The 26,234-nt window shown below is 38.0% G+C and carries 26 protein-coding genes and 2 pseudogenes; 15 read left to right on the top strand and 13 right to left on the bottom strand.

Annotation, left to right across the window (positions count from 1 at the left end):
• Positions 1-160 precede the first annotated feature (160 nt).
• The 5 genes and pseudogenes from KN1_RS14530 to KN1_RS14510 form a co-directional block, all read right to left on the bottom strand.
• Positions 161-689, bottom strand: a pseudogene (locus tag KN1_RS14530) (PaREP1 family protein).
• A gap of 168 nt (positions 690-857) precedes the next feature.
• Complete coding sequence (locus tag KN1_RS15020) at positions 858-992, bottom strand: hypothetical protein (protein WP_258712528.1); 135 nt, start codon at positions 990-992, stop codon at positions 858-860.
• Positions 993-1,327: 335 nt separating this feature from the next.
• On the bottom strand, positions 1,328-2,254 hold the full coding sequence (locus tag KN1_RS14520) for an amidohydrolase family protein (protein WP_221288538.1): 927 nt from the start codon (positions 2,252-2,254) through the stop codon (positions 1,328-1,330).
• 18 nt (positions 2,255-2,272) lie between these two features.
• A complete protein-coding gene (locus KN1_RS14515; RefSeq protein ID WP_221288536.1) occupies positions 2,273-3,502 on the bottom strand; it encodes an FAD-binding oxidoreductase in 1,230 nt (409 codons plus the stop codon).
• A 127-nt stretch (positions 3,503-3,629) separates the two neighbouring features.
• Positions 3,630-5,093, bottom strand: a complete 1,464-nt coding sequence (locus KN1_RS14510; protein ID WP_221288533.1) for a cytosine permease — start codon at positions 5,091-5,093, stop codon at positions 3,630-3,632.
• A gap of 155 nt (positions 5,094-5,248) precedes the next feature.
• Here KN1_RS14510 and KN1_RS14505 point away from each other — a divergent pair, with 155 nt between their 5' ends.
• The gene (locus KN1_RS14505) at positions 5,249-6,127 is read left to right on the top strand and encodes a polysaccharide deacetylase family protein (RefSeq protein ID WP_221288531.1); all 879 of its coding nucleotides are present in this window, start codon (positions 5,249-5,251) and stop codon (positions 6,125-6,127) included.
• Positions 6,128-6,221: 94 nt separating this feature from the next.
• On the opposite strand, the gene KN1_RS14500 is transcribed toward KN1_RS14505, so the two are convergent.
• The 3 genes from KN1_RS14500 to preA are packed head-to-tail and all read right to left on the bottom strand — an operon-like array spanning position 6,222 to position 8,937.
• Entirely contained in the window at positions 6,222-7,007 is a 786-nt protein-coding gene (locus tag KN1_RS14500) for an MBL fold metallo-hydrolase (protein WP_221288529.1), read from the bottom strand.
• A 48-nt stretch (positions 7,008-7,055) separates the two neighbouring features.
• On the bottom strand, positions 7,056-7,898 hold the full coding sequence (locus KN1_RS14495) for a carbon-nitrogen hydrolase family protein (RefSeq protein WP_221288527.1): 843 nt from the start codon (positions 7,896-7,898) through the stop codon (positions 7,056-7,058).
• Positions 7,891-8,937 (bottom strand): NAD-dependent dihydropyrimidine dehydrogenase subunit PreA, encoded by a 1,047-nt coding sequence (gene preA / locus KN1_RS14490; RefSeq protein WP_221288525.1) that lies wholly within the window; start codon positions 8,935-8,937, stop codon positions 7,891-7,893. The genes KN1_RS14495 and preA overlap by 8 nt, the downstream gene beginning before the upstream one ends.
• A 187-nt stretch (positions 8,938-9,124) precedes the next feature.
• Here preA and hydA point away from each other — a divergent pair, with 187 nt between their 5' ends.
• The 5 genes and pseudogenes from hydA to KN1_RS14465 form a co-directional block, all read left to right on the top strand.
• Positions 9,125-10,519: a dihydropyrimidinase gene (hydA, locus tag KN1_RS14485; RefSeq protein ID WP_221288522.1), complete on the top strand. Its 1,395-nt coding sequence runs from the start codon at positions 9,125-9,127 to the stop codon at positions 10,517-10,519.
• An 18-nt stretch (positions 10,520-10,537) separates the two neighbouring features.
• A complete protein-coding gene (locus tag KN1_RS14480; RefSeq protein ID WP_221288520.1) occupies positions 10,538-12,343 on the top strand; it encodes a xanthine dehydrogenase family protein molybdopterin-binding subunit in 1,806 nt (601 codons plus the stop codon).
• The gene (locus tag KN1_RS14475; RefSeq protein WP_221288519.1) at positions 12,319-13,533 is read left to right on the top strand and encodes a Zn-dependent hydrolase; all 1,215 of its coding nucleotides are present in this window, start codon (positions 12,319-12,321) and stop codon (positions 13,531-13,533) included. The genes KN1_RS14480 and KN1_RS14475 overlap by 25 nt, the downstream gene beginning before the upstream one ends.
• Positions 13,534-13,539: 6 nt before the next feature.
• Positions 13,540-14,061 carry an aminotransferase class I/II-fold pyridoxal phosphate-dependent enzyme gene (locus KN1_RS14470; protein ID WP_221288516.1) on the top strand — a complete coding sequence of 174 codons (522 nt, stop codon included), beginning with the start codon at positions 13,540-13,542 and terminating at the stop codon, positions 14,059-14,061.
• Positions 14,062-14,134: 73 nt separating this feature from the next.
• Positions 14,135-14,830: pseudogene (locus KN1_RS14465) on the top strand (ISNCY family transposase); the annotation flags it as partial.
• Between the two features lie 75 nt (positions 14,831-14,905).
• On the opposite strand, the gene KN1_RS14460 reads toward KN1_RS14465, so the two are convergent.
• Entirely contained in the window at positions 14,906-15,235 is a 330-nt protein-coding gene (locus KN1_RS14460) for a transcriptional regulator (RefSeq protein WP_221288514.1), read from the bottom strand.
• Entirely contained in the window at positions 15,228-15,893 is a 666-nt protein-coding gene (locus KN1_RS14455) for a hypothetical protein (protein WP_221288512.1), read from the bottom strand. The genes KN1_RS14460 and KN1_RS14455 overlap by 8 nt, the downstream gene beginning before the upstream one ends.
• 117 nt (positions 15,894-16,010) lie before the next feature.
• Here KN1_RS14455 and KN1_RS14450 point away from each other — a divergent pair, with 117 nt between their 5' ends.
• Both KN1_RS14450 and KN1_RS14445 read left to right on the top strand, forming a co-directional pair.
• Positions 16,011-16,778, top strand: a complete 768-nt coding sequence (locus KN1_RS14450; protein WP_221288510.1) for an ATP-binding cassette domain-containing protein — start codon at positions 16,011-16,013, stop codon at positions 16,776-16,778.
• A gap of 2 nt (positions 16,779-16,780) precedes the next feature.
• The gene (locus KN1_RS14445) at positions 16,781-17,587 is read left to right on the top strand and encodes a hypothetical protein (RefSeq protein WP_221288508.1); all 807 of its coding nucleotides are present in this window, start codon (positions 16,781-16,783) and stop codon (positions 17,585-17,587) included.
• A 153-nt stretch (positions 17,588-17,740) separates the two neighbouring features.
• Here the strand turns inward: KN1_RS14445 and KN1_RS14440 are convergent.
• Positions 17,741-18,474, bottom strand: a protein-coding gene (locus KN1_RS14440; protein ID WP_420857150.1) for an IS1/IS1595 family N-terminal zinc-binding domain-containing protein whose coding sequence is annotated in 2 segments — positions 17,741-17,934 and positions 17,934-18,474 — 735 coding nt in all. The coding sequence is not laid out codon by codon here.
• A gap of 171 nt (positions 18,475-18,645) precedes the next feature.
• Here KN1_RS14440 and KN1_RS14435 point away from each other — a divergent pair.
• The 7 genes from KN1_RS14435 to KN1_RS14415 all read left to right on the top strand — a co-directional run bounded on the left by KN1_RS14435 (position 18,646) and on the right by KN1_RS14415 (position 23,870).
• Positions 18,646-18,858: a hypothetical protein gene (locus KN1_RS14435; protein WP_221288506.1), complete on the top strand. Its 213-nt coding sequence runs from the start codon at positions 18,646-18,648 to the stop codon at positions 18,856-18,858.
• Positions 18,859-18,863: 5 nt separating this feature from the next.
• Positions 18,864-19,142, top strand: a complete 279-nt coding sequence (locus KN1_RS14430; protein WP_221288505.1) for a hypothetical protein — start codon at positions 18,864-18,866, stop codon at positions 19,140-19,142.
• Positions 19,143-20,137: 995 nt separating this feature from the next.
• Positions 20,138-20,923, top strand: coding sequence for an APC family permease (locus KN1_RS14885; RefSeq protein WP_338057090.1), 786 nt, complete (start codon positions 20,138-20,140; stop codon positions 20,921-20,923).
• Between the two features lie 207 nt (positions 20,924-21,130).
• Positions 21,131-21,460, top strand: a complete 330-nt coding sequence (locus tag KN1_RS14880; protein ID WP_225905726.1) for a DUF4322 domain-containing protein — start codon at positions 21,131-21,133, stop codon at positions 21,458-21,460.
• Positions 21,461-21,576: 116 nt separating this feature from the next.
• A complete protein-coding gene (locus KN1_RS14875) occupies positions 21,577-21,723 on the top strand; it encodes a hypothetical protein (protein WP_225905725.1) in 147 nt (48 codons plus the stop codon).
• Positions 21,707-22,129, top strand: coding sequence for a hypothetical protein (locus KN1_RS14870; RefSeq protein WP_225905724.1), 423 nt, complete (start codon positions 21,707-21,709; stop codon positions 22,127-22,129). The genes KN1_RS14875 and KN1_RS14870 overlap by 17 nt, the downstream gene beginning before the upstream one ends.
• A 142-nt stretch (positions 22,130-22,271) precedes the next feature.
• Complete coding sequence (locus tag KN1_RS14415; RefSeq protein WP_221288503.1) at positions 22,272-23,870, top strand: APC family permease; 1,599 nt, start codon at positions 22,272-22,274, stop codon at positions 23,868-23,870.
• Here KN1_RS14415 and KN1_RS14410 read toward each other — a convergent pair.
• Together KN1_RS14410 and KN1_RS14405 are read right to left on the bottom strand one after the other, a co-directional pair.
• On the bottom strand, positions 23,848-25,020 hold the full coding sequence (locus KN1_RS14410) for an FAD-binding oxidoreductase (protein ID WP_221288500.1): 1,173 nt from the start codon (positions 25,018-25,020) through the stop codon (positions 23,848-23,850). The two genes, KN1_RS14415 and KN1_RS14410, sit on opposite strands and share 23 nt — an antisense overlap.
• Positions 25,013-26,233: an amidohydrolase family protein gene (locus KN1_RS14405; RefSeq protein ID WP_221288498.1), complete on the bottom strand. Its 1,221-nt coding sequence runs from the start codon at positions 26,231-26,233 to the stop codon at positions 25,013-25,015. The genes KN1_RS14410 and KN1_RS14405 overlap by 8 nt, the downstream gene beginning before the upstream one ends.
• Position 26,234 lies beyond the last annotated feature (1 nt).

Below are 26,234 nucleotides of genomic sequence, written 5' to 3'. Positions count from 1 at the left end.
GCTAACAGAGGCAGGCCAACGACAGCCAGTGGATAGAACAGCTGTATCGTCCTAACACTATACAAGGGCTGCCCGTCCCCACAGTCTTTCGCCCCATACCCGTTTCTTAATATATTTCATAAGCTTTCACAATATCTAAATTTCGAAAACTGCATATGATTTATGGACTTTGTCCTGATAATCCCTTTAACAGTTCATCAATTTTTTGTGAAACCTCCTTAACCTCGTATTGACGGAAATACGTGTTTATTACCCTCTCAGTCCCCTTTACGACGGTTACTAAATCCGCAAACACGTCCTCCTTCCTACTATATTTGCTAAAGCCTTGGTTCAAAACCGTTATATTGGTATTCATGAAAGTCTAACGCAGCCCTCACAAGATTTACGATATCGACCCCTATTTTCCTTAACATTTGTGATAAAGTAAGCATACTGTAGGTAGGTACTATGTGTGCTTTCTTCTTAATCCACTCCTTCTCTTTGTCATCATTAGGCAGAGCAAGTAACTTCTCCTCATTAGTCACTATTATCGCGCTCATTAACGCTTTCACCGCACTGAAAGCCTTCCCAGCAGACTCCCTCGTATATCCTTCTCTGCATCGAGCAAGAGATAGGAGAAGACCAGATAAGCTTTCAATTACCCCGGCTTCAACATAATCTTCTCCGAGCTTATAAAGGTCTTTTTCCATGTCCGTTTTTGGTGAACCTTAACTTATTAACTTTTAACAATACTCTCTAGTTACCTCTATGAGAGCAAAGCCCGAGGTATCACCTTCCGTTAATACCTCCGTAATACTCTCCCGTCCCTTCTCCCTGGTAACAAACCTAGAAACGACATAACGTGTGAATTGTTTTCCCTATCCTTCCCCCGCCACTTCTGCCCTGTCCGATTTCGTCTCGGACATTGTTGATAGAACTTCATTTATATTTCCTAAGACTTCTTCACTCTTCATCTTCTCCCTCCTCTTCCTTATAAAGTTCTCCTTTTTCATATAACTCCTTATCTATCCTCATACTTTCTACCGTTTTAATAGTATTATAATATCACCTAAGTATAATATTATAGTAACAAACACGTATATGGCTAACATGAACATTGCAGTCCGATAAGTGTACAGCTGTCTAATTCCCAGAAGGTGGTAAGCCCCCTTTCAGGGGTGTAAATGTAAGTAATACTATTATTAGTTAGATGAACATATTTAAAAATCATTAAACTCTAGAATTTTACACAAAACGATTGTTTACAATAATCGTTAATTACTAACGTAAACGATAACTAGCAAAATCTTCATAACCTTGTTTTTTCCTTTGCCTGGAGGACGTATGATTAAAGACCCAATAATTGTATCGCGTTATCGATTAATACCCTCTTTCCATATTTTTTCATAAATGACAAGGATTTTTCGATCTGGGAAACAGTAAAAGGGTGATCTGTCCCGAACACTACCTTATCTAGTCCTACAGTATTCACCAAGAAGTTAACTTCACTGTCTTTGTACAATACACTATCAAAATACAAGTGGTTAAGGATGTAATCCTCTGGTTTGAATTCGGTAATATTAAATACCTCCTTTAACAAGTTTATCCTCCCTAATTGATATGGGATAAATCCACCTCCGTGAGGGACTATTATTTTTAGGTTATAACCTTTTTGTATTATTTTTAATAAAACGTATGTAGTCTCAAAGGGAAACGAAGCTATAACGGAGATGACGTCTTCAAAATTGCTAATAAATAAAGTACCAGGGTGAATAAAGATGGGTTTTCCTAATTTTTCTAGGAATTTGACTAATTCATAAAAATCTTCGTCAGCTATGGTCTTTCCCTTAATTCCGGTACCTATAATAAAACCTAAAAGTCCTAATTCTTTAACTGCTCTCTCAGCCTCTTCTATTGATCCTTGTATATCACCTAGCGGAAGAGTGGCAAGTGCACCAAAGGTATCTGGAAATTTTCTAGATAAAAAGGCGAGCTCATCATTACATTCTTTAGCTATTTTTACTTCTTCTCTCGCGTCGCTTATGAAATATGTCCACGGATTAGGTACAGATAAAACAGCATAAATCTGAAATTTATCTAATTCTTTCTTTTTATCTTCTATATCTATTATAGATCTTGTTGCCTCTGATCTTCTACCATTCCACGTGAGAATTATTTTTTCATCTTTTACATTGAGGACTCCTGATTCTATTAACTTTTTCGCTAATGGTCTAGGATAATAATGGGAGTGTAAGTCTATAGCTAATTTATTCATGGTCACCCCTCTCACAAGTTAAAATCTTAGTTTTCCTCTATTAAGTAAGTCAGCGGGGTCGGCATGCCTTTTTAGTTTGATTATTTTTTGCATAACATAAGAATCTTCATGGTAATCATTTATTTGGTATGAGTGAAGGTTGTAATAATAACCATAATCATGTAAAATACTCATTATTAAGTCGAAATTATCTATATCAGACATAAATACCGCATAAACCGTCGGCTTCGACTTAATATTCATCACATCACCGTGAATCATTATAGAAGGACCTAACTTATGTTTTAATATGTTAGATATTTCTATGAATGATTCAAGATCTAGCAATTTGGCTTCGTAATGGTATCTCCTATACGGGCTCTTCTTATTAAAGTACACGTATATCGCAGCAAACGCAATAGCATCAAATACCTTATCGATCTTTGTACCGACTTTTAGCTTAGATGAAACTATTACATTCCAAAGACATCCTCCTTTGGAAGTGACCCTCGTAAAAGTCTCATAATCCTCAATAGTGACTCTCCTCGTCTTAAGAGGGTCGTTAAGCAATAGTTTCATGGAATTCTTTACGCAAGATACGTCTTTACAAAAGATAACTTGCTCCTCCCAGTCATCTCTATCCACGGTTAAGAACTCTGCCTTAGTCACTATACCGGTAGTGCCTGCGGCTTGGGCAATGCCTAACACAGCTTCACCTCTTAACTCAAGTTCAACCTTAGGTGATATGATTTTAGCAGATGATAGCGCTTTATGATAAAAATACCCGTACTGAAAAGCCCCTATCCCTACGTTTCCCGCCCCTATATATCCTCCTACTGTAGCAATGTGATAACTGCTCGGGAATACCATTAGTTCCTTATTATCTTTGCCTAATTCCTTAAGGGCGTCGATTATCCTAGTCCCAGGGTATAAGGATATACTGTCTCGTTTTACATCTATTATTCCTTTAAATTCCTTCATGTCTACCATTATTCCTCCATGGATTGGAATAGTCTGTCCTAGTGTTCCGGTCTTATTACCGTAAGGTATGAGAGGGATATTATACTTCGATGATAAAGTTACAATTTTTCTGACATCTTCCTCATTTCTTACTTTTACTACAGCATCGGGCGGTCTTTCTAGTTTCTTTAGTGCGGGTGAGACGTTATAAGGAGATCTTCCCTCTTTTTCTAATGTCTCTTTGCTCAAAATTAATTGGTCTCGAGGGAATATATCTTCTAGTTCTTTAATAATATATGTTAACATCATATCTTCCACCATTTTGTAAACATTTTAAATTTTATTCTTTAGTTAATATTCTTAACATAACTATATAAACAAAAAAAGATTTAAATTTAATAAAAAATTAATTTGCTGATAAAATAAATTGAACATTTTACCTCTTTACCATTTTGTTTAACAACAGATACAAGAGTAGGCTAACGCCGACTGACAAATACCATCCATAATCATATAATGCCGATAACGCCGGTACTATAAAGCCTATTATAGGAATTCCAAAAGCTACTGCTAATGACAATAGAGCCTTCCAATTTATACCTTCATTATACCAGTACTGCCCTCTTGGCATGAAAAGGTCTACTAAGCTCAAATTAGTTTTTCTCATTATCCAGTAGTCCGCAATCATTATCCCTGCTATAGCGCCTAGCCCAGCACCTATCACGTTTAGTAGGTCGAAAATAGTTGAGGCGTTATTATACCATAGTTGTGGCACGTAAAACAGTGCTACTATAGCAGCTACGACGGCAGAGATCGACCAAGTCTTCAATTTTCTAGGGAAGAGAGCTATAAGGTCATAGACTGGTGATACTATATTAGCTGCTACATTTACGGATACTGTAGCTACTACTAAACTTACGCCCGTTAAGAGAGCTAAGAGGGAATTCCCAGTAAAGAGATACATTATGTTTACAGGGTTGACGTAATTAACTGCCTGACTGGAAGGAATATGATAAAGGTAGATCATTGTAGATGTTATTCCCACAGCTATAAAGGAAAATAACGTAACAACTATAGGTAAACCTATTGCTTGACCTATAAGCTGATCCTTTTGAGACTTAGAAAACCTCGTAAAATCGGGTATATTTAGCACTAATGTGGCCCACACACCGGCCATTGAAGCGATAGATAGTCCTATTTCAGAAGGAGTTGCGGAACCAGTTACCGAAAATAGAGGACCTAGACCGTGAGCCTTCTCAATCCCATATGCGAATAATCCGCCTAATGTCGCCACGATTAGAGGTCCCGCTACCAATTCGAAGTTCTTTACTTCATTCATTCCTCTGAATAGTACTATGACGTTTAATAACCAGAATACAAAGAACGAGATAGCTAGGTGCTCGGGCATCCCTAATATATCTGCCGTTAGGGACTTCCATGCTGGATAAAATATGGATATCACGGCATCTATTATAGTACCGCCTACATATGTCTGAACAGCAAACCAGAACAACGCTACAGCTGCTCTCATCACAACTGGTAATGCAGCTCCTCTTAAACCAAACATCGGTCTCACAGCTACTGGATATGGTATTCCCCACTTGGCACCTATATGACCATTCAAGTAAAGTGCTATAAGTAGAGTACCGTAAGCAAATCCTACGATAAATAACGCTAACGGAGCCCCGTATTCGAATGTCAACAAACCGGCTAACTCGAAAGCGACCACGTTATGGGACATGCCTGCCCATATTGTAGAATAATTTATCCAATTCCAATTCTTTAGAGCTTTAGGGACTGGGACTAAATTTTCATTATAGTATTTAGGAGATACTGTAGTTTGTCCTTGTCCGTAATCAGATAGATCTAATTTCACATTAGACACTTCTTCTTGAGCCATTGTAGTTGATGAGAATGTTAAATATTATTTAAGCTTTAACCGGCAATAGTATGAATATTTTCCAATAGTTTAATTTTAACTATGCCTATTTGATCAAGATTATCCTTGGAGATGCAAAAATACATTTAAAGTAAAAACAAACTATACCGACTAGTATGCAGGACAAATACTACATTTCTATAACTATAGATGTTGATGCTATAGCGGGCTGGTTGGGTTCATATGGAGGCCAAGACTCGCTGTGCGACCTATCCAGAGGTGAATTTGCCGGTAAAATAGGTATATTAAGACTATTAGACCTGTTAGAATCATTTAAAATTAAAGCAACATGGTTTGTCCCTGGACATTCCATAGAAACATTTAGAACTCAGATCAAGAAAGTAGTAGATGCAGGCCATGAAATAGGTACTCATGGTTATTCTCATGAAGATCCTAACAGATTATCACTAGAACAAGAAATGAAAATATTTAAAAAGGATATAGACTTAATCTATAAGCTGACCGGTGAAAAGCCAACAGGCAACAGGCAACCTTGGTGGGACTTCGGTCCAAATACTCTTAATGTGTTGATTGAGTTGGGATTTGAATATGATAGTAGCTTAATGGGAAACGAGTTCCATCCTTATTATGTAAGGAAAGGAGACAAGTGGTATAAGATTGATTATAACAAAGACCCTGATGAATGGATGAAACCATATGAGTTCGGAGAAGAAACTAGGTTAATAGAATTCCCCGTGTCGTGGTATTTAGACGATCTTCCACCACAAATGTTTATGAAACATCCTTACTATAATTACGGATGGACTCATCCAGATATAGTTTATAAAGTCCTATTTAAAGAACACTTCGACTATTATTATAAAAAAGAGAAGAGCGGTATACTGATTTACACAATACACCCTGACGTAAGCGGTAGGGTTCAAGGTATACTGAGATTAGAGGAACTAATAGAATACATCAAAAGTTTTCCCAACATAGAATTTATTACTTTAAGGGAAGCCGTGAATTTATTTAAAGAAGGAAAGATACTATAAGAAGGATAAGGTGATATAGTGAATTTTCTATTTTATTATATTATATATATAAATTTAATGTATATATAATATAAAAAATTCAAGTAGTAAACTGTTATACTGATCTATCTTTTATTACGCTGCTTGGTCTAATAATATCTGATGTATATTTTACAGTAACTAGAAGATCTTTTTCCTCATCGGTCCTGAATCTTAACTCTACTGCGTTGTCCTTAGGGAAATTAATTACATCAGCTTTAATATACTTACCCTTGAAATTAAACGGAATATCATGCCCGGGTATTATTATATCCGGCTTTAATTCTTTTTTTACCTTATTAATTGTTTTTCTAGCTTTTATAGAGTCGTAAAATATGAAGTCTGGTATTCCTCGTTTAAAAGATCTTAAGTTGGGAATAGCATCACCTGTTATAACCACTACTTTACCGTCATACTCTATTTTAACTCCCATACTGCCTTCAGTGTGACCGGCTAGTTCTATTACTTCTATTTTATCTGATATACTGAAATTCCCGTTAACTGTTAATAGGTTACTACTTTCCTTTAGCATATTCTTAAAATAACCTGTTAATTTATCTGATAGTCCACTAAGTACAGTACTTCTCATTTCCTTTTCGTTTACTATAATGTGAGAGCTATTGAATAAATCGACGTTAAGACAATGATCCCAATGCAAATGGGTAAGAACAACAACATCTATATCTTCAGGGCTTAACCCTATTTCACATAGGGAATTTACGAGTAAATCTCTAGATTCAAAATTACCAGTATCCACCAAGATAGTGAGATCCTTGTCTTCAATTAACGTAACCGTGGAGGTCATTAGAAAACCTCTGTTAGTTTGAACAGTAATACCGGTTAATAAAATCCTGATTTCCACTATGTGATTCACCTGGAATAGAAAGATTTTGAGAAGAGAAAAATTAGTTCATTCTTGCACACTTTCGATATATAACTGCGATATATCCGTATAATTTTCCGGCTTTCTATCCTTTAAGAACGGTGCTTTAATTCTCCTTTGTCTTATAAAATCAAGGTCAAGGTCAATTACTTCAACCCCTTCAGAGCCGTCCATTTCTTTCACTATCTTTCCCATCGGATCAGCTACTAAGCTTTTACCTAAGTAAGAGATCTCTCTTCCTTGAAATACCTCAGGAGTCCTATTAACACCCACTACATATACTGTATTAAATGAAGCATGTGCCCTTAACTCAAGCTCCCATAGTTCAGGGTAAAAGTTAGTAGTAGTGGGGATAGTAATTATATCCGCTCCCTTTAAAGCTAATATCCTTGGACCCTCAGGGAAATGCCTATCATAACATATAACCGTTCCGACCTTATACCCACCGAAATCAAATACCGGATAACCTTTTCCAGGCTTGAAGTAGAACTTTTCATAGTACCCAGGTAGCTGAGGTATATGTGTTTTCCTATATTTTCCTAGAATTTCTCCCTTATTTATGAAGATTGCAGTATCATAATATGTTCCCCTGATCTTCTTATCCTCCTCAAATATTGTTATAACCATTCCTACCTTATGTCTATGTGAGAACTCTTGAAAAGTCCTTACCGTAGGACCGTCCTCCGGTTCGGCTAATTCAAAGAACCTTGGATCCTCTATAGCAGGGAAATATTGTGTAGTAAATAATTCATTATATACGATTAGTTCTGCGCCCTCTTTTACTGCTTTCTCTGCATAATCTAGGGCCTTATTTATATTAGCTGACTTAGACTCAACACTACCCATTTGGATCATAGCTACCTTAACCATAGACCTCACCTCTCACAGAAGTTATCTCCTCATCTACTGAAGTCCTTCTCTTAGTAACTTTTTCCAAAAATTCATATGATGTTATCTTGCTCGATGCAATACCAATTAAGTCTCTTACACTACTATAACCTTTCCTTTCTAAAAAGGACACTAGCTCCTTTTCCCATTCTCTTACGAAATCGAAACCCTTGATCATCGTGTATGTAACAGACTGTACAGTACTTGCCCCCAGCATCATATATTCTACCCCGTCTCTCCAATCAAATATCCCTCCCACTCCGCTGATCTCCAGTTGTGTCGAAGTCCTAACTTTAGAGACTGCGGCTAGACCGATGGGCTTAATAGCAGGTCCCGAAATACCTCCATAAGTCGTATACCCATTGACATCTGGGAGAGGAGTCCCTCTCTCTATATCTACACCAATGACCCCATTCACGGTGTTTATCGCTGTTACGCCTTTAGCCCCAGCAAGCTCCGCGGCTTTAGCTATTTCGCTTATATCGGTGACATTGGGAGTTAGCTTTACAACTACTGGGATCCCTACTGCCCTCACTACTTCTTTAGTATATTGGAATACAAGATCAGGATGTTGCCCTATAAACGCCCCTGTTTTTCTTTCAGGTTCTCCATGAGGGCACCCAAAATTAAGTTCTACCGCACCTGCACCTCTTTCCTCAACCCACCTAGCTAACTTTACCCATTCATCGTAATCAGAACCGCCCATTATGCTCACTATTATGGGGTTTTTAACCTCACTTTTAATAACCTTGAGATACTTGTCCCAAGCTTCTAAAGGATCCTCTGTTATTAATTCGAGGTTTTCAAACGCCACTAGATCTCTCCCTCTCTTAAAAACTCCGTACATAGGCCTTACCGCCTTTCTAACTATCGAATCACCTATTGTCTTTACTACTACACTACCCCACCCAGCTTTAATAGCCTTTATTATCTTTTCTGGATTTCCAGTTGTAGGCCCAGAACCTACAATGAAAGGATTAGGAAGGGAGAGTCCTACAAATTCTACCGACAGATCTATCATAATAAGTTCAAACTATTAGACAATTTTTATATATTCCATATGATGAACTGGTAGAATTTCCAATTTTATTACGCTTGAGAGTTATAAACTTTTAACTTGAAAGTCTCCTACATACCTTAAAATTTGTACAAATAATAAACGAATTAATGAAAACACTTATAATTTAATTTAAATACATACCCACCGTATGTCTTTAGATTTGTTGATAAAAAATGCTAAAGTATTTACCCATGCTGGACCGTTTGAAGGAGATATTGGAGTGAAACACGGAAAGATAGTAAAGATATCAGGTGATATCCAAGAACAAGCAGATAAAACTGTTAATCTCTCGGGGAAATACGTTGTACCGGGGTTGGTTGACGGACATACACATATGGAATTTCCCTTCATGGGAGAGGTTACAGCTGATGACTTCTATCACGGTACGAGAGCAGCAGTCGCAGGAGGAGTAACGACGATAGTGGACTTCATAACTCCGGCTCCGGGGCAGGACCTGATGACGGCGTATAAGCAGTGGAGGGAAAAAGCTGATGCTAAGGTAATGTCAGATTATGGACTACATATGATTATTAGAGAAATTAACCCTATAATACTAGAACAGATCCCAGAAGTAATTAGAAATGGAGTGGTTAGTTTTAAGCTTTTTATGGCTTATAAGAACGAACTAATGCTATTAGACGGTCAATTATATCAACTAATAAAGAAGATAAGTGATAATGGTGGAGTAGTAGGTATACATGCTGAAAATGGGGAAATAATATACGAGTTAATACAGCAGTTTCTTTCCGAAGGAAAAGCGGATCCTGTATATCATTATTATTCTAGACCTGATATATTAGAAATAGAGGCTACAAACAGGATAGCTTCAATTGCCAGTATGATAGGTAAGAACGTGAAAATGTACATAGTTCACACTTCAACTGGTGAGGCAGTAGACATCATGTCCGAATACAGAAAGAAGGGGCTAAAGTTTTACAACGAGACCACACCCCATTACCTTGTTCTCAATACAGACTATTTAACAAGACCTGACGGTTATAGATATATCATGAGCCCGCCCTTAAGGAGTGATGAACAGAGGACGAAATTATGGTACAGACTGGCATCTGGAGATATATTTACAGTGGGAAGTGACCACTGTGTTTATAATGACGCTCAAAAGAAAAGATACAAGGAGAAAGTCCCTCCCTTCCATGAAATACCTAACGGTGTCCCCGGCGTAGAAACTATTCTACCGTTACTTTTCGGCTTAGGAGTCAAGAAGGACATAATTAGTATGGAAAGGTTTGTTGAAGTAACCTCCTATAATCCAGCTAAATTATTCGGACTTTATCCTAAAAAGGGAGCAATCTTACCGGGGAGTGACGCTGACTTCGCTGTAATAGACCCCAACAGAAAGGTTAGAATATCACCTGATCTATTACACAGTAATATTAATTACACTATTTACGACGGGTTGGAAGTGGAAGGCTGGAACGTAATGACTATCAGAAGGGGAGAAATAGTATATGAAGAAGGGCAAGTATTGGGCAAAAAAGGCTCTGGTATGTATATACCAGGTAAGTTACCCGTTTTAGTCTAAGGAGACGGTGTAATCATAATGCCTTTTGTTTCATTTGTAAGATCTAACTACCCCCATGCTTATTTTTCTCTTTCTGGAAATATTATAACGGTAGATGATATAAATTATTCAATACCCAGCATAGCCCACTTAGAGGGGATGAAAAGGATAAGCGTCAAACCTTTAGCGGATAGAAAGGCGTTATTTGTAGGCCATGCATTAGGGATCGTAATTGGAGAAGATGAATACACTGCATGGGATAAAAAAGACCAAGTGGAAGTAGAATACAAAGAAGCTAATGGGCCATTATACCAAGATATCCCTGATAATATTATCTATGAGTCAAAAAATTCATTTGAAGACGAGTGCGAAGGAATAGTGGTAGAGAGGGAATTCAGCCTCGATAGGGTATCACCCTACTATATACAGCCCCGTGAACTTAAAGTGGGTAACTACGGTGACACACTTCTTATTCATATGTCGACACAAGCACCAACAGTAGTTGAGAAAATTCTATATGAAATCTTAGAGACTACTAAAAAAATAAAAGTGGTTCCGTATGCTTTAGGTGGAGGATTCGGAGGAAAGCAAGATATTTTACCTGATGAAGTTAGCATTATACTACTCTCTTATACTAAGGGTATAGATCTTGAATGGAAGGAGACCAGAAACGAGGATTTAATGTTAGTTCAATCTAGGTCTCAAGTCCATAAGATAAAAGCCTGTGTAGAAGATAATAACAACAATAAGATAAAGTGGATCTTTGACGAGATAGAGTATGATGTCGGTGCATTCCCTCTTCCTTGGATAGGATTATCTCCCCTCTTTGTAACCTTAAAGCATTTGAGAAACGTTTACTCTTATAACGTTTATTATAACGTTAGAGCGATCCTCACTAATAAACCGCCTTATGGTGCATATAGAGGGTTTGGAAGACCTGAAGCTATTTTTGTAGTCGAAAGGTTGATGGATGAGATCTCAAAAGAACTAAAAGTAGACCCGTTAGAATTCAGAAAAAATAATTTAAGAGACTTGGAATTTGACGCCGGAAATCTCAGATTAGTTCTCGATAAATTAGATGAAAAACGTAAAAAATTTAGACAAGGTGTAGGAATAAGTCTTTATGTCCATTACGCTTTTGCCCCAAATACTGAATATCTAAAGAAACGGGGAGAAGAGATAAAAGGAGTGGAATGCGTAAAAATAGTAAATGAAAAAGGAAAAGTAGTGGTTAGGACAAGTGTCACAGAATTAGGACAAGGAATATGTAAATCTATAGAAAAGATAGTGAGAAATACTTTAACGGTAAACGGTCCAGTAGAAGTAATATGCGGTGATTCTTCAGTGGAGGGTTACGGTACGTGGGCCAGCAGGTCTTTAACTACCGCAGGAAACGCTGCTTATTTAGCAGCTAAGCAATTTCTTGAGAAGGGTGAGGGATACGCGTGTTATGAAACTGAAGAAATTTTAGGTGCTGTAGGAGGTCAATTAACCGTATTTGATGGTGAAAAAATAATATATCAATACATTGTTGTTGATGCAGGAAACGTAATAGACAGTGAGATTGTTAAAGGACAAATTATCGGTGGGTTTGTACAAGGTCTAGGAGAAGTTTTATTTGAATCGTCTACTGACATGGCGGATTACATAATACCAACCGCAGTTGAATCACCTTTAACGGATGTGGACGTAATATCTACACCTTCTAAGACACCCCTGGGGGTGAGAGGAGTAGGAGAAAATTCAATTATAGGTTCGTTGGCTTCAGTTTCTAACGCTATCTCGAATTATAAACCGGTCTATAGGATTCCGGTGAGAGAATGGAGAGGCTTAAATCAGATTTAGAAAGTTTAGGTAAAATAGGGAAAGATCCTAAGGGAGGAGTATCTAGACCAGCATTATCGGAGCCAGATATAGAAGCAAGACTTTATGTAATAGAAAAAATGAAGGAAGCTAAATTAAAAGTATACGTAGACCAAGGAGGGAATATAATTGGTTTGAGAGAAGGTAAAGTTAAAGAACCATTTATTACTACTGGTTCCCACATAGACACTGTCCTTAATGGAGGGATGTTTGATGGTGCATTAGGAGTTTTAGGTGGCCTAGAAGCAATAAGAGAGTTAAATGAAGATAGGGTACAGACTAAATTACCTATAGCCTTAGTGGTCTTCACAGATGAAGAAGGTAATGCTTTTATGCCTTTTGCAGGAAGTAAATACTTTGCAGGGCTGATCGATAAGAGCACATTACATGCCGTTGAAGGTAAGTATGAGAAGATATCGTTTGGAAATGCACTTGAAAGGTTTCTTAAGAGATCAAACGCAGGTGTGATAGAGAGGTTTTCCTCAACCATTTTATCTCATTTGGAACTCCATGTAGAACAGGGACCGATCCTAGAGGTAGAAAGGAAGCAGATAGGAGTTGTGACGGGGATAGTAGGGGTTCACAGAATCTGGATGAATTTTAACGGTAAGCAAGCTCACGCAGGGACTACTCCAATGAATATGAGATCAGATCCGATGATCTCTGCCTCAGCTACGGTAACTAAAGTGAGAGAAATTGTACTAGGACGGGGAAAAGACCTTGTAGGTACAGTAGGGTACTTTCAAGTTTCACCTAATGTGGTCAACGTCATAGCGGGTTCCGTAAGAATAGGAATAGATATTAGATCTCTATCGAGAAACGACATGTTAGAAGTTGGAAAAGAAGTTATAGATTATGCGAGGAATGTTTCTGAAAAAGAAGGAGTAAGATTAAATTACGAGACATATATAGAGAACCCGGCTATGTGTGATGAAACAATAGTTAAGACTATCGAGGAGTCCGTTATCCAGCTAGGATATCAGTATATGAAGATGCCCAGTAGAGCAGTGCACGATTCTCAAGTAATGTCAGAGATAACCAAAATAGGAATGATCTTTGTACCTAGTAAGGGTGGAATTAGCCATGCTCCTGATGAATGGACTGATTTTGAAGATGCCTATAAAGGTGTTGAAGTACTTAAATTAACACTACTTAAGCTTGCCGGCAGTTGAAGGGGTATGATCGATCTTAGTTTTGGTATACCGGATCCTGAACTACTTCCTATTCCTCTAATAAAAGAAGCATCATTAAAGGTAATAGAAGATATACGTTCTCTGCAATATGGTCCCGTAGAGGGGTATGTTGAAGCCCGAGAAGCGTTAGCAAAACTGGTAGAATTACGGGGGATACAAACAGACAAAAACAATATAGTCCTTACCAGTGGTGCTAAGGAAGCCCTTTATATCTTATCCTTTTTGATGAATAAAGATATAGTTATAGAAGAACCTACCTATCAGGGGTTTATAAGCTTACTTAAATTTTCTTATGGATTTTCTTATGGGGGTTCAGTATATACGATACCGCTAGATAGTGAAGGAATTAAAGTAGAAGAACTGGAAAAAATATTAAAGAAGGGAGTGAGACCTTCTTTTCTGTATACAGTCACGATCAATAATCCGACTGGATACGTAACTCATGATGATAATAAGAAATATTTACTGGAGCTAGCCGAGGACTATGACTTTAAAATAATAGAGTAGCTTTTATCGGAAAATCCTGACAGGGTAGGCGAACCGTGAAAACTTTTTAACAATTATGGCGTTTAATTTTGGTATGATCAAGGAGAGGGCAAGGGAGCAGTACTACAAAGCACTTGAGGAGGCAATCAACGAGGTAGCCCAGTCTTTCACTGGGGTAAGAAAGGACGTCGCAAGGAGGCTAGTGTTGGGAGCGACCACGAGAGGGAACACCACAGAGATAGCCCAAGAGGCGGGGACGCACTACGAGACCGTGCTGAAGGGGTTAGACAGCTAGTACAAGCTTGACCGAGGTAGTGAAGCACTTGGTAGGGGACCACCCTGTCCTCCTCATAGTCGACGACACCCACGACCACAAGCCCTACGCTAGAGCTATGCCGGTCTCAAGGGACGGGACACAAGCCTTCTACTGCAGGGCCCACAAGGAGTCCGGGCCCTCGATCCAGCTCCTTGTAATAGGGGTCAAGGACTTGACCAACAACGAAATGTAGCCAACCACCCCTTACGTACCCAGAAAGGTGGGGGAAGGGGTGAGGAGGTGGAGTCCGAGACAAAGGTCAACGTCTCCCTAGAGTTGTTACCCTCCCTCGCCGGCTTCAACGTGAAGGCTATAGTCTTCGACTCGTGGTACGTGAACTCTAGGACTCTCCGTGGAAACACTGTGGGGGAGCTCAAGTCCGACGCACGGGTCGTCGAGGGTGGCAGGTCCGTGCCCGTTGGCGAGTTCCCCCAAGGGGAGTACCTCGTGGAGTACCTAGGATTTTACGTAAAATGCTAAAAGTAGTTAAAAATTTATATAGAATTTTCATATAAAATTTCTTAACTAATACAAGAAAGGCAGGTAGGACTATTTCTCCTCCTCTTTTATATTCTCAATCATTTCAAACAATTTCTCTACTACTTCCCTACCTTTAGGCGTTATCTCTACTACACTAATTACCCCCTTTAGCGAGAAAGCCTTTTTGTACTTTATCAGTCCGTTATCTGCTAGAACTTGTAAGTTTACGTAAAGAGTGTTCTTTTTCAAAGAAGTATAAGCTAACAGTTCGCTGAAGGTGACTTTGGCGTAAATATAAAGGGTAAGGAGTATACTTAGCCTAATACTCGTAGTTAATGCATTCTCCTTTAGTAGATCCATAATTTCCTTAAGTGTTTGCACTTTTCTCTCGTCACTCATCTTTATCAACCTCCACTAAATCAGTCATTGAGAGTGCGAAGAATATGAGCCATAAAATTCCGAAGATATAGCCTATAGCTATTGAAGTAAAGTAAAATATAGTATTTTCAGATATATAGTATAAGTAAAAGAAGGCTAGCATAACTGGTATTAGATTTAACGTATATATTGCAATCTTATCGTAATACTTTCCCCTAGCGATTCTAAATTCTTTAACGAATAAATATCTATAAAGATTTCTTTCAACAACTATAAATAATGGTATTGATGCAATTATAAATAAGAATAGAAGGGGTTTAAAGAAGTAGGAAAGAAGTACAACAAGATATGTGATTATACTTCTTATAATATAAGACTTAACGTAATTTTTCCTGAATTTTCTTTCCGCAGTTATACTATTTGTGTAAAGTAATAGGTAACTCCTAATCGATACATAAAATATTTTTGCAGTATAGTAATTAGGTAAAAACATAAGGATTAAAATAAAGAGAAGAACGTAAAATTGAGGAATTAACGAATATAAAAGTGGAACACTAACAGACAAAGAGAGAGAGTAAAGGCCCCACATCAAATAGTACATAGACATTGTTTTTCTTCCTTTACGTAATAAGAATTTGTAAGTTTGTTTCTTAGCTTCATCGACAATATCATAGCTCATTGTAAATCTTTCTTCTTCCTATTATTTAAATTGATATATTAATTCATATTTTTGAACTATGCGTTCAACTCTTTGAACAATCTTGATCCATTATATATCCAGATTTTTACATTATTCATGATGATTGAATATCAAAATGTTACAATAAGCTACTGGAAGTGGGTTGTTATAAAAAATCTAACGGCAAAAATAGATGGGAAAGTATTCATCATAGGCAAAAACGGTTCTGGGAAGACAACACTAATTAAGGCTACTGTTGGCTTACTCCCATATAAAGGTTCAATAAGAATCGACGGAAAAGAGGTCAGAGAAATTAAGAACTATCTAGGTCTATCTACAAATCTAGGAGAGGTGTATAACCTAGGTTATGGCATTAATAACATATTAGATATATACTCAGAAGAAATGAACGTGGATAAAGGGCTCTTCTCAGAGCTGTTGAAGGAAGTAGACTTAGACATTGATTTAAAGTCGCCACTCTTCAAGCTTTCAACAGGACAATCTCTGCTACTGCGCAATATTTTAGCTTTCTCGGCAAAGCCAAGGATCATCTTACTTGACGAACCTTTTGAAAACATAGATCCTGCAAGAAGGAGTATAGTTGCTGAGTGGATAAAGAAATTTGGAAAAGAAGGAATAATTACGACTCACAATCTGGATATACTTAGCAAGTTCCCAGACTATAAGCTCTATGTTTTATCAGATAGCAGTCTTTACGGTCCTATAACGGTTAAAGACTTCTTAGAGGCTTCAGTAATAGAAGGGGAAAGCGAAGACGCTATTTTAATTTTGCGAGTATCTGGTAAAAAAGTGTCCTTAGTTAAAGGTAAAGAGGGGATGAAAATAGGCTTGTTAGGCACTATAGATAGACTTTACGGGGTGTGAACATGAAGAACTTGTTCATATCATATATAACAAGACTCGTAACAAAGGCTAATCTGAGTTGGGTATTAGGTTTTCTAATATTCTGGAGTATTCTTTCAATGTTACTTATTAACGTTTATAAGCCTTCGAGTTTCAAAGAGTACGCACTTTACATCTCTCTAGGATATAGCTCGACTACGTTAATCGCTCTTTCTACATTCGCAATAGGCGTAGCATATGCAATATTCTTTAACGCGCAAGCTTTACCTTTTATGTTTAAGTTCTCTAAGTTGACACCACTTAAATACGTACTAGCCTTCTATTCAGCAAATCTTCTAGACTCTGAAATTATTGGTATATTTTCAATGCTAGTATTTATGATACTTACTAAGTTAGAGGGTAGTGTTATCTTTCCGTCAAATCCTGCACTTTTAGTAGTAGGCGTGTTCTTTGAAGGGCTATTCTTAATATCTATAGCGATCCTTATTGAGCTGTTCTCTCTAATTAAAATAAAAATGTTACAATACTCACTCTTCCTACTTTATATACCGATGTTTATAGCCATAGCCTCATACTTCCTATATACTGTGTATCCTTACAGTAATCCAGTAGTGGATTATGTAAATCCGTTCTTATCATCAATGCTTTTAACCGTGTATTCCTATTACGACCATAGTTTACCCATAAGTGCGCCAAACCATAATTCCACACTTTCGATCCCCTATTTATTCCTCGGAACCTTACCGTGGGTTTTGGTACTAACTGTAGTCGATATATTACTGATGAGAAAAATATATCTAAGACAAGCAGAAGAACAAAGAATGTTCTAATTTTTTAAATAATTTTCTATTTTTTTTCTAATATAGAAAATAACAAAGATTTCATGAGCGATTATTGCAGGTATAATAGAGTGAGTTAAGATAGTGCCTATGCCATTTATAAAAGAAATTATGAATGATGAGAGTGTGGAGATAGTGTCGTCATTAAGCTACAAATTCTGGGATTAGCCTTCTCTCCCACAAGACCAGCGCTATAGAATACTTCACCATATTTATACTCCTGTTAACAGCCTTCGTCGCCCTCTTGAAACGCACAAGCCTATCCCTCAGTGAGGAGTGGAAGGACTCGTTGGGGTTAACAGGTGAGACTACCGTGTGGTTTTTTAACCAAAAGTAACACTGTAGTCATCACTAACCCACCTACCGTCGTCAGGCAAGTAGCCCTTGGCCTCACGAAAAGTGTCCTCGTCCCTATCACCCACAGAGTAAACTAGGTAAAACCCGAGACTCGTGTACACATAACAAGTAAACACCCGCTTGTTGAAAGCCCTAGTGTTCCTATACAAGTACGTCCACATCTCGTCAACAACCTTAGTAACGACCTTACCCTTGACTAACTCTTTAGCCCTACTCCACAAGTCCACTAGCTTCTCATACTTCTGCCCACCATAACGCTTAACCCATGTAAACACAGTACCCAAAGGCACATTAAGGGCCCTAGAAATAGCCCTCATACTCATGCCATTAGAATACATCCTCAAAGCCTCCTCCCTCAACTCCTTGGAGTAGTGGTGATAACTCGCGTCACTGAGGAAGTACTTACCGCAATCCCTGCACAAATACCTCTGCCTACCAAGAGGCTTACCGCACTTAACGACGTGGTGACTACCACAAGAGGGACACGCTAAATCTTGCCTAATTACAGGCTTCCTACCCATAAGTAATACTCGTTATACAAATATAAATAGCTTAATGACGACACTATCTCCACACTCGTTTACTTTATCCACATGTATAAGGTGGTTAGAGTGCTTCTTATAAGGTTATTTAATAGTTCAAAAAAATGAACTCATAACTATTATTAAATATCAGTAATGTAGAAGAGAATATTGAGGATATCAATCATGAAAATAACAAATAGAAAAGAGGTTAAATCTACCTCTGGTAGTATTGAAGATAACATAGAGGTAGAGTTAGCTCCTGGTGCATGTAGTACAACAGACATACTTTCGTCTACTACTTCGTGCTGCAGCAGTGGTAATGTAAGAATAGAAAACGTATCGGAGAAAAATAGAAATATCAAACCAGATACTATCACGTGATGGATATGTCTAAGAGACCTTTAAGAATTATAGTTAACCAAATATATTCTGCTTTAAAGGATGGCCCGCTAAAGGTAAGTGAGCTTAGGGAAAAAACTACAGCTTATGGTTGCTTTTTTGATTTTGCAATAAGTTATCTATTAACATATGGAATAGTTAGGAAATACGTAAAAGATAAGGAGGAATATTTTGAGCTTACAGAGTTTGGTAAGAATTTGCCTACAGGTCCAGATAAATGGGTATCTGAATGGATTAATGACTGGTGGATATGGATAGGTTGGTAAGGTTTTATTTTAATTTCATAACATTCATATAATGAGTCTGGTAAAAATTACTAATTAAACCTGTAGATTGTTGCACGTATTGTGGTAAATTAAGCAGATTATTTTTACTTTTTATAGTAAACTATCACGATAAAACTTATATATTAAGAAACGTAAGGGATATACATGAAACGATTAAACTTGTAACCATGCTTCTGATTTCTTTAATGTTACTAGGTCTTTCATTTCCCTCAACCTTTAAGGGAGAAACATACACATGTGTAATACAAGGCCAGTTACCTATTCCTACATCATTAGCTTATTGCAATGGAAATTACTCTATAATAGTTGATTACATAAATGTCCATGCCAACATTAGTGTAAACATATCGTCAAATAACCTTATCTCTAGGATAAACACTTTGATTTATCTAAATTCTTCTTTAATATACAATAATAAAACGTACAGCCTTCCTTTCGCGATAACACAAATTAGTGGTGTTTCAACTAATAAAGGTATCGTATATTATGCCGTAGTACGCAAAGGCAACATTACATTGCATAGTACTTTCTTTCAAGTACTCTCAGCATTGTCTGCAATTCTTAATGTTTCTTTATATAGAATATGCTTTAATGGCACACTAACCTACACACCTATAATAAATTAGGGTTACCCTTAATAATAGTGATGAGTCAGCAAGAAGTTCCCCGTTTGAAGAAGGGTCAAGTTAGTACATTAGGGGCTTTAGTTGAAGAAATAGCAGCAATGGCACCAGCATGTGACGTAGTAGTCTTTATAACTTCTGCAATCGCATATGCCTTTGCATTAACACCTTTAGCATTCCTATTAGCTACGTTGGCAATGTATTTAGAAGTAAATACGTTATATCACCTAGCTAAAAGACATGCAAGTGCTGGAGGATATTATGGTTATATTGCTAACGCCTTTGGCCCCGTACCAGGCTACCATATCTGGATTACTTTAAGTCTTATATCAAGTAACAAGTACTGCCGCAATTCCCACTTACATAGGCGGTGCTATTATTCCAGCATTCTTAGATTACTATTACCATATAGTCCTACCATCTTGGCTCTGGTTACCGTTAATTCTAGTATTCGTAATAGTTCCAATAACATTAGCAATAATAGGAATAAGACCTCAGATTACTACTTTGAAATTCGCTTCATTATTCGAAGTGGCATTTTTAGCAGTAATAGGAGCAATTGTAATTACTAAGGCACCAGATAATACATTAGCAGTATTTAATCCCTTTGCATGGCCTCAATACGCTAAGGATTTTGCACCCTACGGAGGACCTGCTGGAGCTTTGGGATTAGCAATGGTCTTTTCAATTACGAGCTTTATCGGCTATGGAGGATCTGCACCTTTAGGTGAAGAAGTTGAGCATCCTAAACAAATACTGAGGGCTTTGAGCTTAGGCGTATTTATAGTTGGTGCAGTGTTGACTGAAATGGCATATGCTATAGTTGCAGGTTTGGGAGTAAATAATTTATCAGCATTAACTAATAATCCAAACCCAGATGTTCAGACAATATCGGGTATAATAGTGATGGGATTATATTTAGGTATAATAGGCTCGATGGGATTATTCCTTGTTGCAATGAATTCAGCGTTTTCTGATGCGGTAGCAATGCAAAGTAATGCTGGAAGGGTTTACTTCTCTATGGCTAGAGATAATGTAATTCCAAAATGGTTCTCAAAGATCCATCCAAAATACCATACTCCTTATAGGGCGTTAACATTTATAGGAATAGCATCATCGATTTCTCAGCCATCTTAACAGCTTTTGCAATGTTTGCAGTTAATGGACTTAATCCTATTCAAGCATTAACAACTACTACTGCTAATGCAAATGTACTTCACCCTAGACCCCAAAATCATTTTACAAAAATAATTTCAAAGAATAATTATAGTAAACCCTAAAAATTTTGTAATAAAAGAAAAACTTAAGGTAGGGGGAGCGGTAATACGTTATGAGGGAGTTCACTTGGTACTACCAGACTCCCCCTACCCAACAATAAACAAGCAAATAGGACTAAAATTACTTCCTATTCTACCCCTCGAGGGGAGAAAAGCGAGAGAAGTCGTGAAAACACTCGCAACAGCAGCACTACCAAACGACTCAATAGAAAACAAAGCAAAAGGACTCGGAATATCACCACAAACCGTGAGAAACTACGTAGAAGGACAAGACCAAGCAATAAACACCATGATACACGAGATAAAGAAAAACTCCCTAAAACTACTCGGGGAAAGAAAAACAATAAGGACCTCAATAGACCTAACCCCCACCAGTACGGGGGAAACCCATAGGTAAGCGGGTCAAAACTAGGCACGGGACTACGCGACAGCCACGACGACCGTAAAGAAAAAAACACTCATACTAGCTTGCACACCCGTGAAAAAAGGGATGACAAAACTACAGTACAAGACTTGGTAGGACAAGTCCTGGCCTTGGGGCTCGAGATAGACCTAATAGTACTCGATGCAGGATTCTACTCCGTAGACGTACTAAACTACCTCAAAAACTTCGACTACATAATGTCAGTCCCTGCAGGTAAGGGTGAGGCACAAGTATGACGGGAAGTACACTGCGGAACCCAAGGGGAAAGGAGTTACCTTCAGGCTAATAGTATACGAGGGCAGGAAGGGGAAGTACTTGGCAAAGGCGACCAACTTGGACGTGAACAAGAGGTCCGTGATAAAGTGGTATAACAAGGTGAGGACGCCGATAGAGACTTCGTACAAGATGACCAAGTCCTTCCTCGTCTTCACCTCATCTAAGAGTTGGGTCTTCCGCTTCTTCGTCCTAGCAATGCTCATCTACACCCTTTACCTAATACTCGCAAAGGGGAGGACAAGTAGGGAGTCCTTCAGACTACTCTTGTTATTGCTGCTCTTGTTGGATAATATTAATGATTTGGTTGAATATTCAATTCAATTCCTCAACACACTTTTAAATTCATTTGAATTAAATTCAGGGTGATGATTTTGGGGTCTAGGGTACACTAGTTACATAATATATTTCACATTATTTTATAAGGATGCTTAAGCATTTAAAAAATTTAAATATTAATACGTAATCCTTATAATAACAATTTATTTCAGTTAAATCATAAGAGATCTCCATGTCACGAGAGGAAAGTAAAAAACTTTTTGTTAGAGAGACCTCAGGTTTGGTGAGAACCCTCAATGGAAGGGATGTATTCCTAATGAACTTTATGTATTTAGCACCAGCTGCAAGTATAGCATATCCTTTAACCTTCGCCTTCTTCTTCCCCGGGGCAAACTGGATATTAGCTACTGTTATTGGAGCACTGCTTGCTCTTCCCACGGCGATGATGTATTATTATATTAGTAGGTTAACTCCTAAAACAGCAGCTGATTATATCTACGTATCGAGATATTTAGGGCCCAGAGTGGGACTCATCCAGGCTTTGGTGAACTTATTCGGTTACGGGATTGGGATTGATGTTCAGACTGAAATGAGCCTTGTAATAGTACCTTTTTTTCAGGCTATAGGAGTCGCTTTTCACAACCAAGGTTTGATTAACTTAGGAAATGAACTGATCTCAAACACCACTTACTATTTTGCCTTTACTACTCTAATGATACTACTAGTAGGCTTAGTTATGGTCTTCAGTATAAAGTGGGTCGCGCGGGTCATATCGAGTTTAACCATATTACAGATCGTAGGGACTATAGCCATAATAATACTCCTTGCATATATAGGAAAGGGAGGATTTGTCTCAGCGTTTAATTCCCTGTCATCAGAGTTTAAAGGCCCTTATTATTCCGATCTGGTCTCATCATCAATACCCCCCTTTAGTTTATTCGGGACTTTAATGCTAGGGATCATGATCATGGGCAATTTATTCATCTACAATAACGCTCCGGTATGGGTAGGAGGTGAAGTAAAGAAGGGATATAAGACAATCAGAGCAGGGATACTTTATTCTTATGTAGTTGCCGCAATAATTTCTGTAATACTTGTCTACATAATAGTTGCTGATATAGGGCAAAGGTTCTTCCTATATACTTCAGTAAACGGCTGGACTACCTCTTCCGGTTCAGGGATACCCATTGCCCCATACTCTCTCTTGGCATATGTTATTATCCCTGCTATTCACAACATCCCACTACTTCTACTACTGTTAATTTCGGGGCTAACCTGGTACATCTCTTACGCACTCATAGGAGCTGTTGCGGGTATAAGGGCTATGTTTGCTGCTAGTTTTGACAGAATGCTACCTGAAAAGTTTGCTGACGTGAGCGTTAGGCTTAAATCACCATACGTATCAACGCTAGTATTTTTAGCTATTGCGTTAATCTTTAACTACCTAGAAATTTATCAGGGCTTTTCTCTATCTCTAATGTTCGGGGTTATCAGCTATATGTTATTCCAATACTTTATAGCTTCATTAGGAGCACTAAAACTTTCTAAAAAAGAGAAAAACGAAATAACTTCTAAATTATTAATTACAAGTATTTTATCAATAATAGCAGTAGGGAGTGCTGTAGGACTAATGTTAGGATATGGAATATTAACGTATACACCCAATGGCTTCGGTTACGATCTATTCTCTGGTAATATTATACCTTCAGTCTCACTATTGGCGGGGATAGTAATTACAGCTGAAGTGTGGTATGAAATAGTTAAATGGTATAGAATGAAAAAGGACGGAATAGATATAAGAATGGTCTTTACTGAAATACCTCCAGACTAACCTTACCGGGGTTAAATAGATCTTCTTTATCATATCTTTTTTTATAATTTATAATTTTTTGTAAATGATCTCTCCTTAACCTACTATTTATCTTAATGTCATCCACGCTAAAAGGGTTATCCAAGGTAAAGTTGATTGGCCTATTTGACATAATGTCTATGTGGGCTAGCCTATCATTAGCAAACTCCACCTCGAGATACTCGTCCTTAAACTTTTCCATTATACCCTCCATTCTATCAAGTTCAACATGAACTGTTGAATAATACATTTCATTAAAATGTTTAAGATATACTCCCGCGAAGAACATATCCCGGTTTTCCCATAAGACTTTTCCGTTCACGTAGCTCTGACGCGGGAGATCCTTCTCCTCAGGTTCCGACTCAGAAAAATATACTATAAGAAGTTGCCACTTATTAAACTCTCCTAGATGCTTAGTAAGCCTGGACATCTGAGGAGACCTCAGTAACAAGTGATATAAAGGAGGAGACTCTTCATAGACCTTAGTTATTGCTCTTACAGCGTCTTTCAGTCTCCCGAATAAGTAAATCCTCGCTTCCTCTCTATATCCAGGCTTTTTCAAGACTTTTAAAGATGTAACGATCCCCGTAGTCCCTTCAGCATGAGCCGCGATCTTTATATCCCCTCCTTTTAGGGTCACTACACTACCTAGCGGGTTTACCATCCTGGCTTCAATTACTTGGTCCCAGTTAATACCGTACATGTAAGAACCTATACCCCACGACCCACCGCAGAAATTACCCCCTATGGTAACTCTTTTCCAGAGAGTCGGATATACCCTAGCTGGAAAATTTATAGGTGAACCTGCCTCCAATGTGATCGTGTCCTCGTCCTCCTCGATTCTCTTATTCATTCTCGTCATATCAACTAATATTCCCCCCTTTAACGGTATAACACCTCCTACACTGCCGTGACCGCTACCTCTCGGGACTATAGGGACATGCTCTTCTAAAGCGAATTCCACGATCTTAATAACGTCTTCCTCGTTTTTAGGATAAACGACAATGTCTGGAATAGAAAGAGATTTCACAAACTTAGTAAGATCTCGGGATTTTACAATCCTCTCCTGGAGGTCAGTAGAGTATTCAACGTTAGTCCTCTTAAACCTTTCAGCGATAGTATCGTCAGTCATGCTTAATAACACCACTTGACTCAAGTCTGTTCATTACCATGTATTCTCCCCTTACTGCTAAAAACGGCTTCGACGTATACGAAATTGCATCGGACAAGCTCCTCTCGTTCAGGATAATAAATTCAGCCTTTTTACCTACTTCAAGTCTGCCGTAATCTGTTATCCCCAAAATATTAGAGGAGTTGTAAGTGACTGTCTTGAACAAAAGCGGGATATCTTGGACAGAGAAGTGGTCTACGATAAACGCGTAGTTCAGGACCCTCAGCATATTATAATCCCCCAAAGGGAAAATAGGGTCCATAACGTTATCCGTACCTATCCCTACATTAATTCCCTTATTTAACATGTCTTTTATCCTCGCTATTCCACGCCTCTTAGGATAGGGGTCGTACCTACCTTGTAAGTAAAGGCTCACCATAGGGTTAGAGACTACACTAACACCAGAATCTACTAATTTATAGAGGAGCTCGTGGAAATACCAGTTATCATATGAATGAGACGCAGTCATATGGCTTATCGTAGTTTTATTTCCGTATCCCCTCTTCATTGCTTCTGCGATTACCAGCTCAGTGTACTTCGATGATGGGTCATCAGTCTCGTCTACATGTCCGTCTACTAACTTATTCAAACCGACCGCTATATCAAAAGCCTTTTTGACGCTTTTTACCGCTAACTCATAATTAAGCTCCATTTGGGGGACGAATCCTACCACCTCAGCACCCGATTCGAGAGTTTTAATAACTTCGTCTTCCCCTTCTTCCATAACTCCAGTTGCAGGTAAGGTAACGACTTGTATATTCACCAGAGGGTTCTCCCTTACTTTAAGGGTCTTTAAAGCTATATTACTTTCCAGCGTTATGAGCTCATGGGTCCTCACGTAAAATATACCGTGTGAGAAAAGAATTTCGATAATTTTACTTAGTCTTTGTTTGAGTTCCTCCTCGTTGATCCTCTTTGAAGTCTCCTCTCTCACTATCCTGGCCCCTTCTGTTAAAGTACCGGTAATATTATGCCTTGATATATCAATTGTCATAGAATAACCAAGATGACAGTGAGGATTTATAAATGGTGGTAATAAAATCCTACCTTGAGCGTCTATTACTTCTCCGTCTTTCTTCATGCAGTCTATGCATTCTATTATACCTTCAGGGTTTACGTAAATACTGTGGAGCCTATCATCAAGGTTTACTGCTCTAGCATTTTTTATTAGCATA

Origin of the sequence: Stygiolobus caldivivus, from assembly GCF_019704315.1 — an archaeon.
Taxonomy (GTDB): Archaea; Thermoproteota; Thermoprotei_A; order Sulfolobales; family Sulfolobaceae; genus Stygiolobus; species Stygiolobus caldivivus.
The sequence above is the reverse complement of the archived record's forward strand: the minus strand, read 5'-3'. Positions and strand labels throughout refer to the sequence as shown.

Bases quoted from the DNA above. Each gene is read 5' to 3' on its own strand.
- KN1_RS14410 (WP_221288500.1), bottom strand. From the start codon at position 25,020: ATGACTGACGATACTATCGCTGAAAGGTTTAAGAGGACTAACGTTGAA.
- KN1_RS14520 (WP_221288538.1), bottom strand. From the start codon at position 2,254: ATGAATAAATTAGCTATAGACTTACACTCCCATTATTATCCTAGACCA.
- KN1_RS14450 (WP_221288510.1), top strand. From the start codon at position 16,011: ATGATGATTGAATATCAAAATGTTACAATAAGCTACTGGAAGTGGGTT.
- KN1_RS14470 (WP_221288516.1), top strand. From the start codon at position 13,540: ATGATCGATCTTAGTTTTGGTATACCGGATCCTGAACTACTTCCTATT.
- KN1_RS14505 (WP_221288531.1), top strand. From the start codon at position 5,249: ATGCAGGACAAATACTACATTTCTATAACTATAGATGTTGATGCTATA.
- KN1_RS14415 (WP_221288503.1), top strand. From the start codon at position 22,272: ATGTCACGAGAGGAAAGTAAAAAACTTTTTGTTAGAGAGACCTCAGGT.
- KN1_RS14495 (WP_221288527.1), bottom strand. From the start codon at position 7,898: ATGGTTAAGGTAGCTATGATCCAAATGGGTAGTGTTGAGTCTAAGTCA.
- KN1_RS14430 (WP_221288505.1), top strand. From the start codon at position 18,864: ATGTCTAAGAGACCTTTAAGAATTATAGTTAACCAAATATATTCTGCT.
- KN1_RS14480 (WP_221288520.1), top strand. From the start codon at position 10,538: ATGCCTTTTGTTTCATTTGTAAGATCTAACTACCCCCATGCTTATTTT.
- KN1_RS14460 (WP_221288514.1), bottom strand. From the start codon at position 15,235: ATGAGTGACGAGAGAAAAGTGCAAACACTTAAGGAAATTATGGATCTA.
- KN1_RS14475 (WP_221288519.1), top strand. From the start codon at position 12,319: ATGGAGAGGCTTAAATCAGATTTAGAAAGTTTAGGTAAAATAGGGAAA.
- KN1_RS14510 (WP_221288533.1), bottom strand. From the start codon at position 5,093: ATGGCTCAAGAAGAAGTGTCTAATGTGAAATTAGATCTATCTGATTAC.
- KN1_RS14515 (WP_221288536.1), bottom strand. From the start codon at position 3,502: ATGATGTTAACATATATTATTAAAGAACTAGAAGATATATTCCCTCGA.
- KN1_RS14405 (WP_221288498.1), bottom strand. From the start codon at position 26,233: ATGCTAATAAAAAATGCTAGAGCAGTAAACCTTGATGATAGGCTCCAC.
- KN1_RS14445 (WP_221288508.1), top strand. From the start codon at position 16,781: ATGAAGAACTTGTTCATATCATATATAACAAGACTCGTAACAAAGGCT.
- preA (WP_221288525.1), bottom strand. From the start codon at position 8,937: ATGATAGATCTGTCGGTAGAATTTGTAGGACTCTCCCTTCCTAATCCT.
- KN1_RS14455 (WP_221288512.1), bottom strand. From the start codon at position 15,893: ATGAGCTATGATATTGTCGATGAAGCTAAGAAACAAACTTACAAATTC.
- KN1_RS15020 (WP_258712528.1), bottom strand. From the start codon at position 992: ATGAAAAAGGAGAACTTTATAAGGAAGAGGAGGGAGAAGATGAAGAGT.
- hydA (WP_221288522.1), top strand. From the start codon at position 9,125: ATGTCTTTAGATTTGTTGATAAAAAATGCTAAAGTATTTACCCATGCT.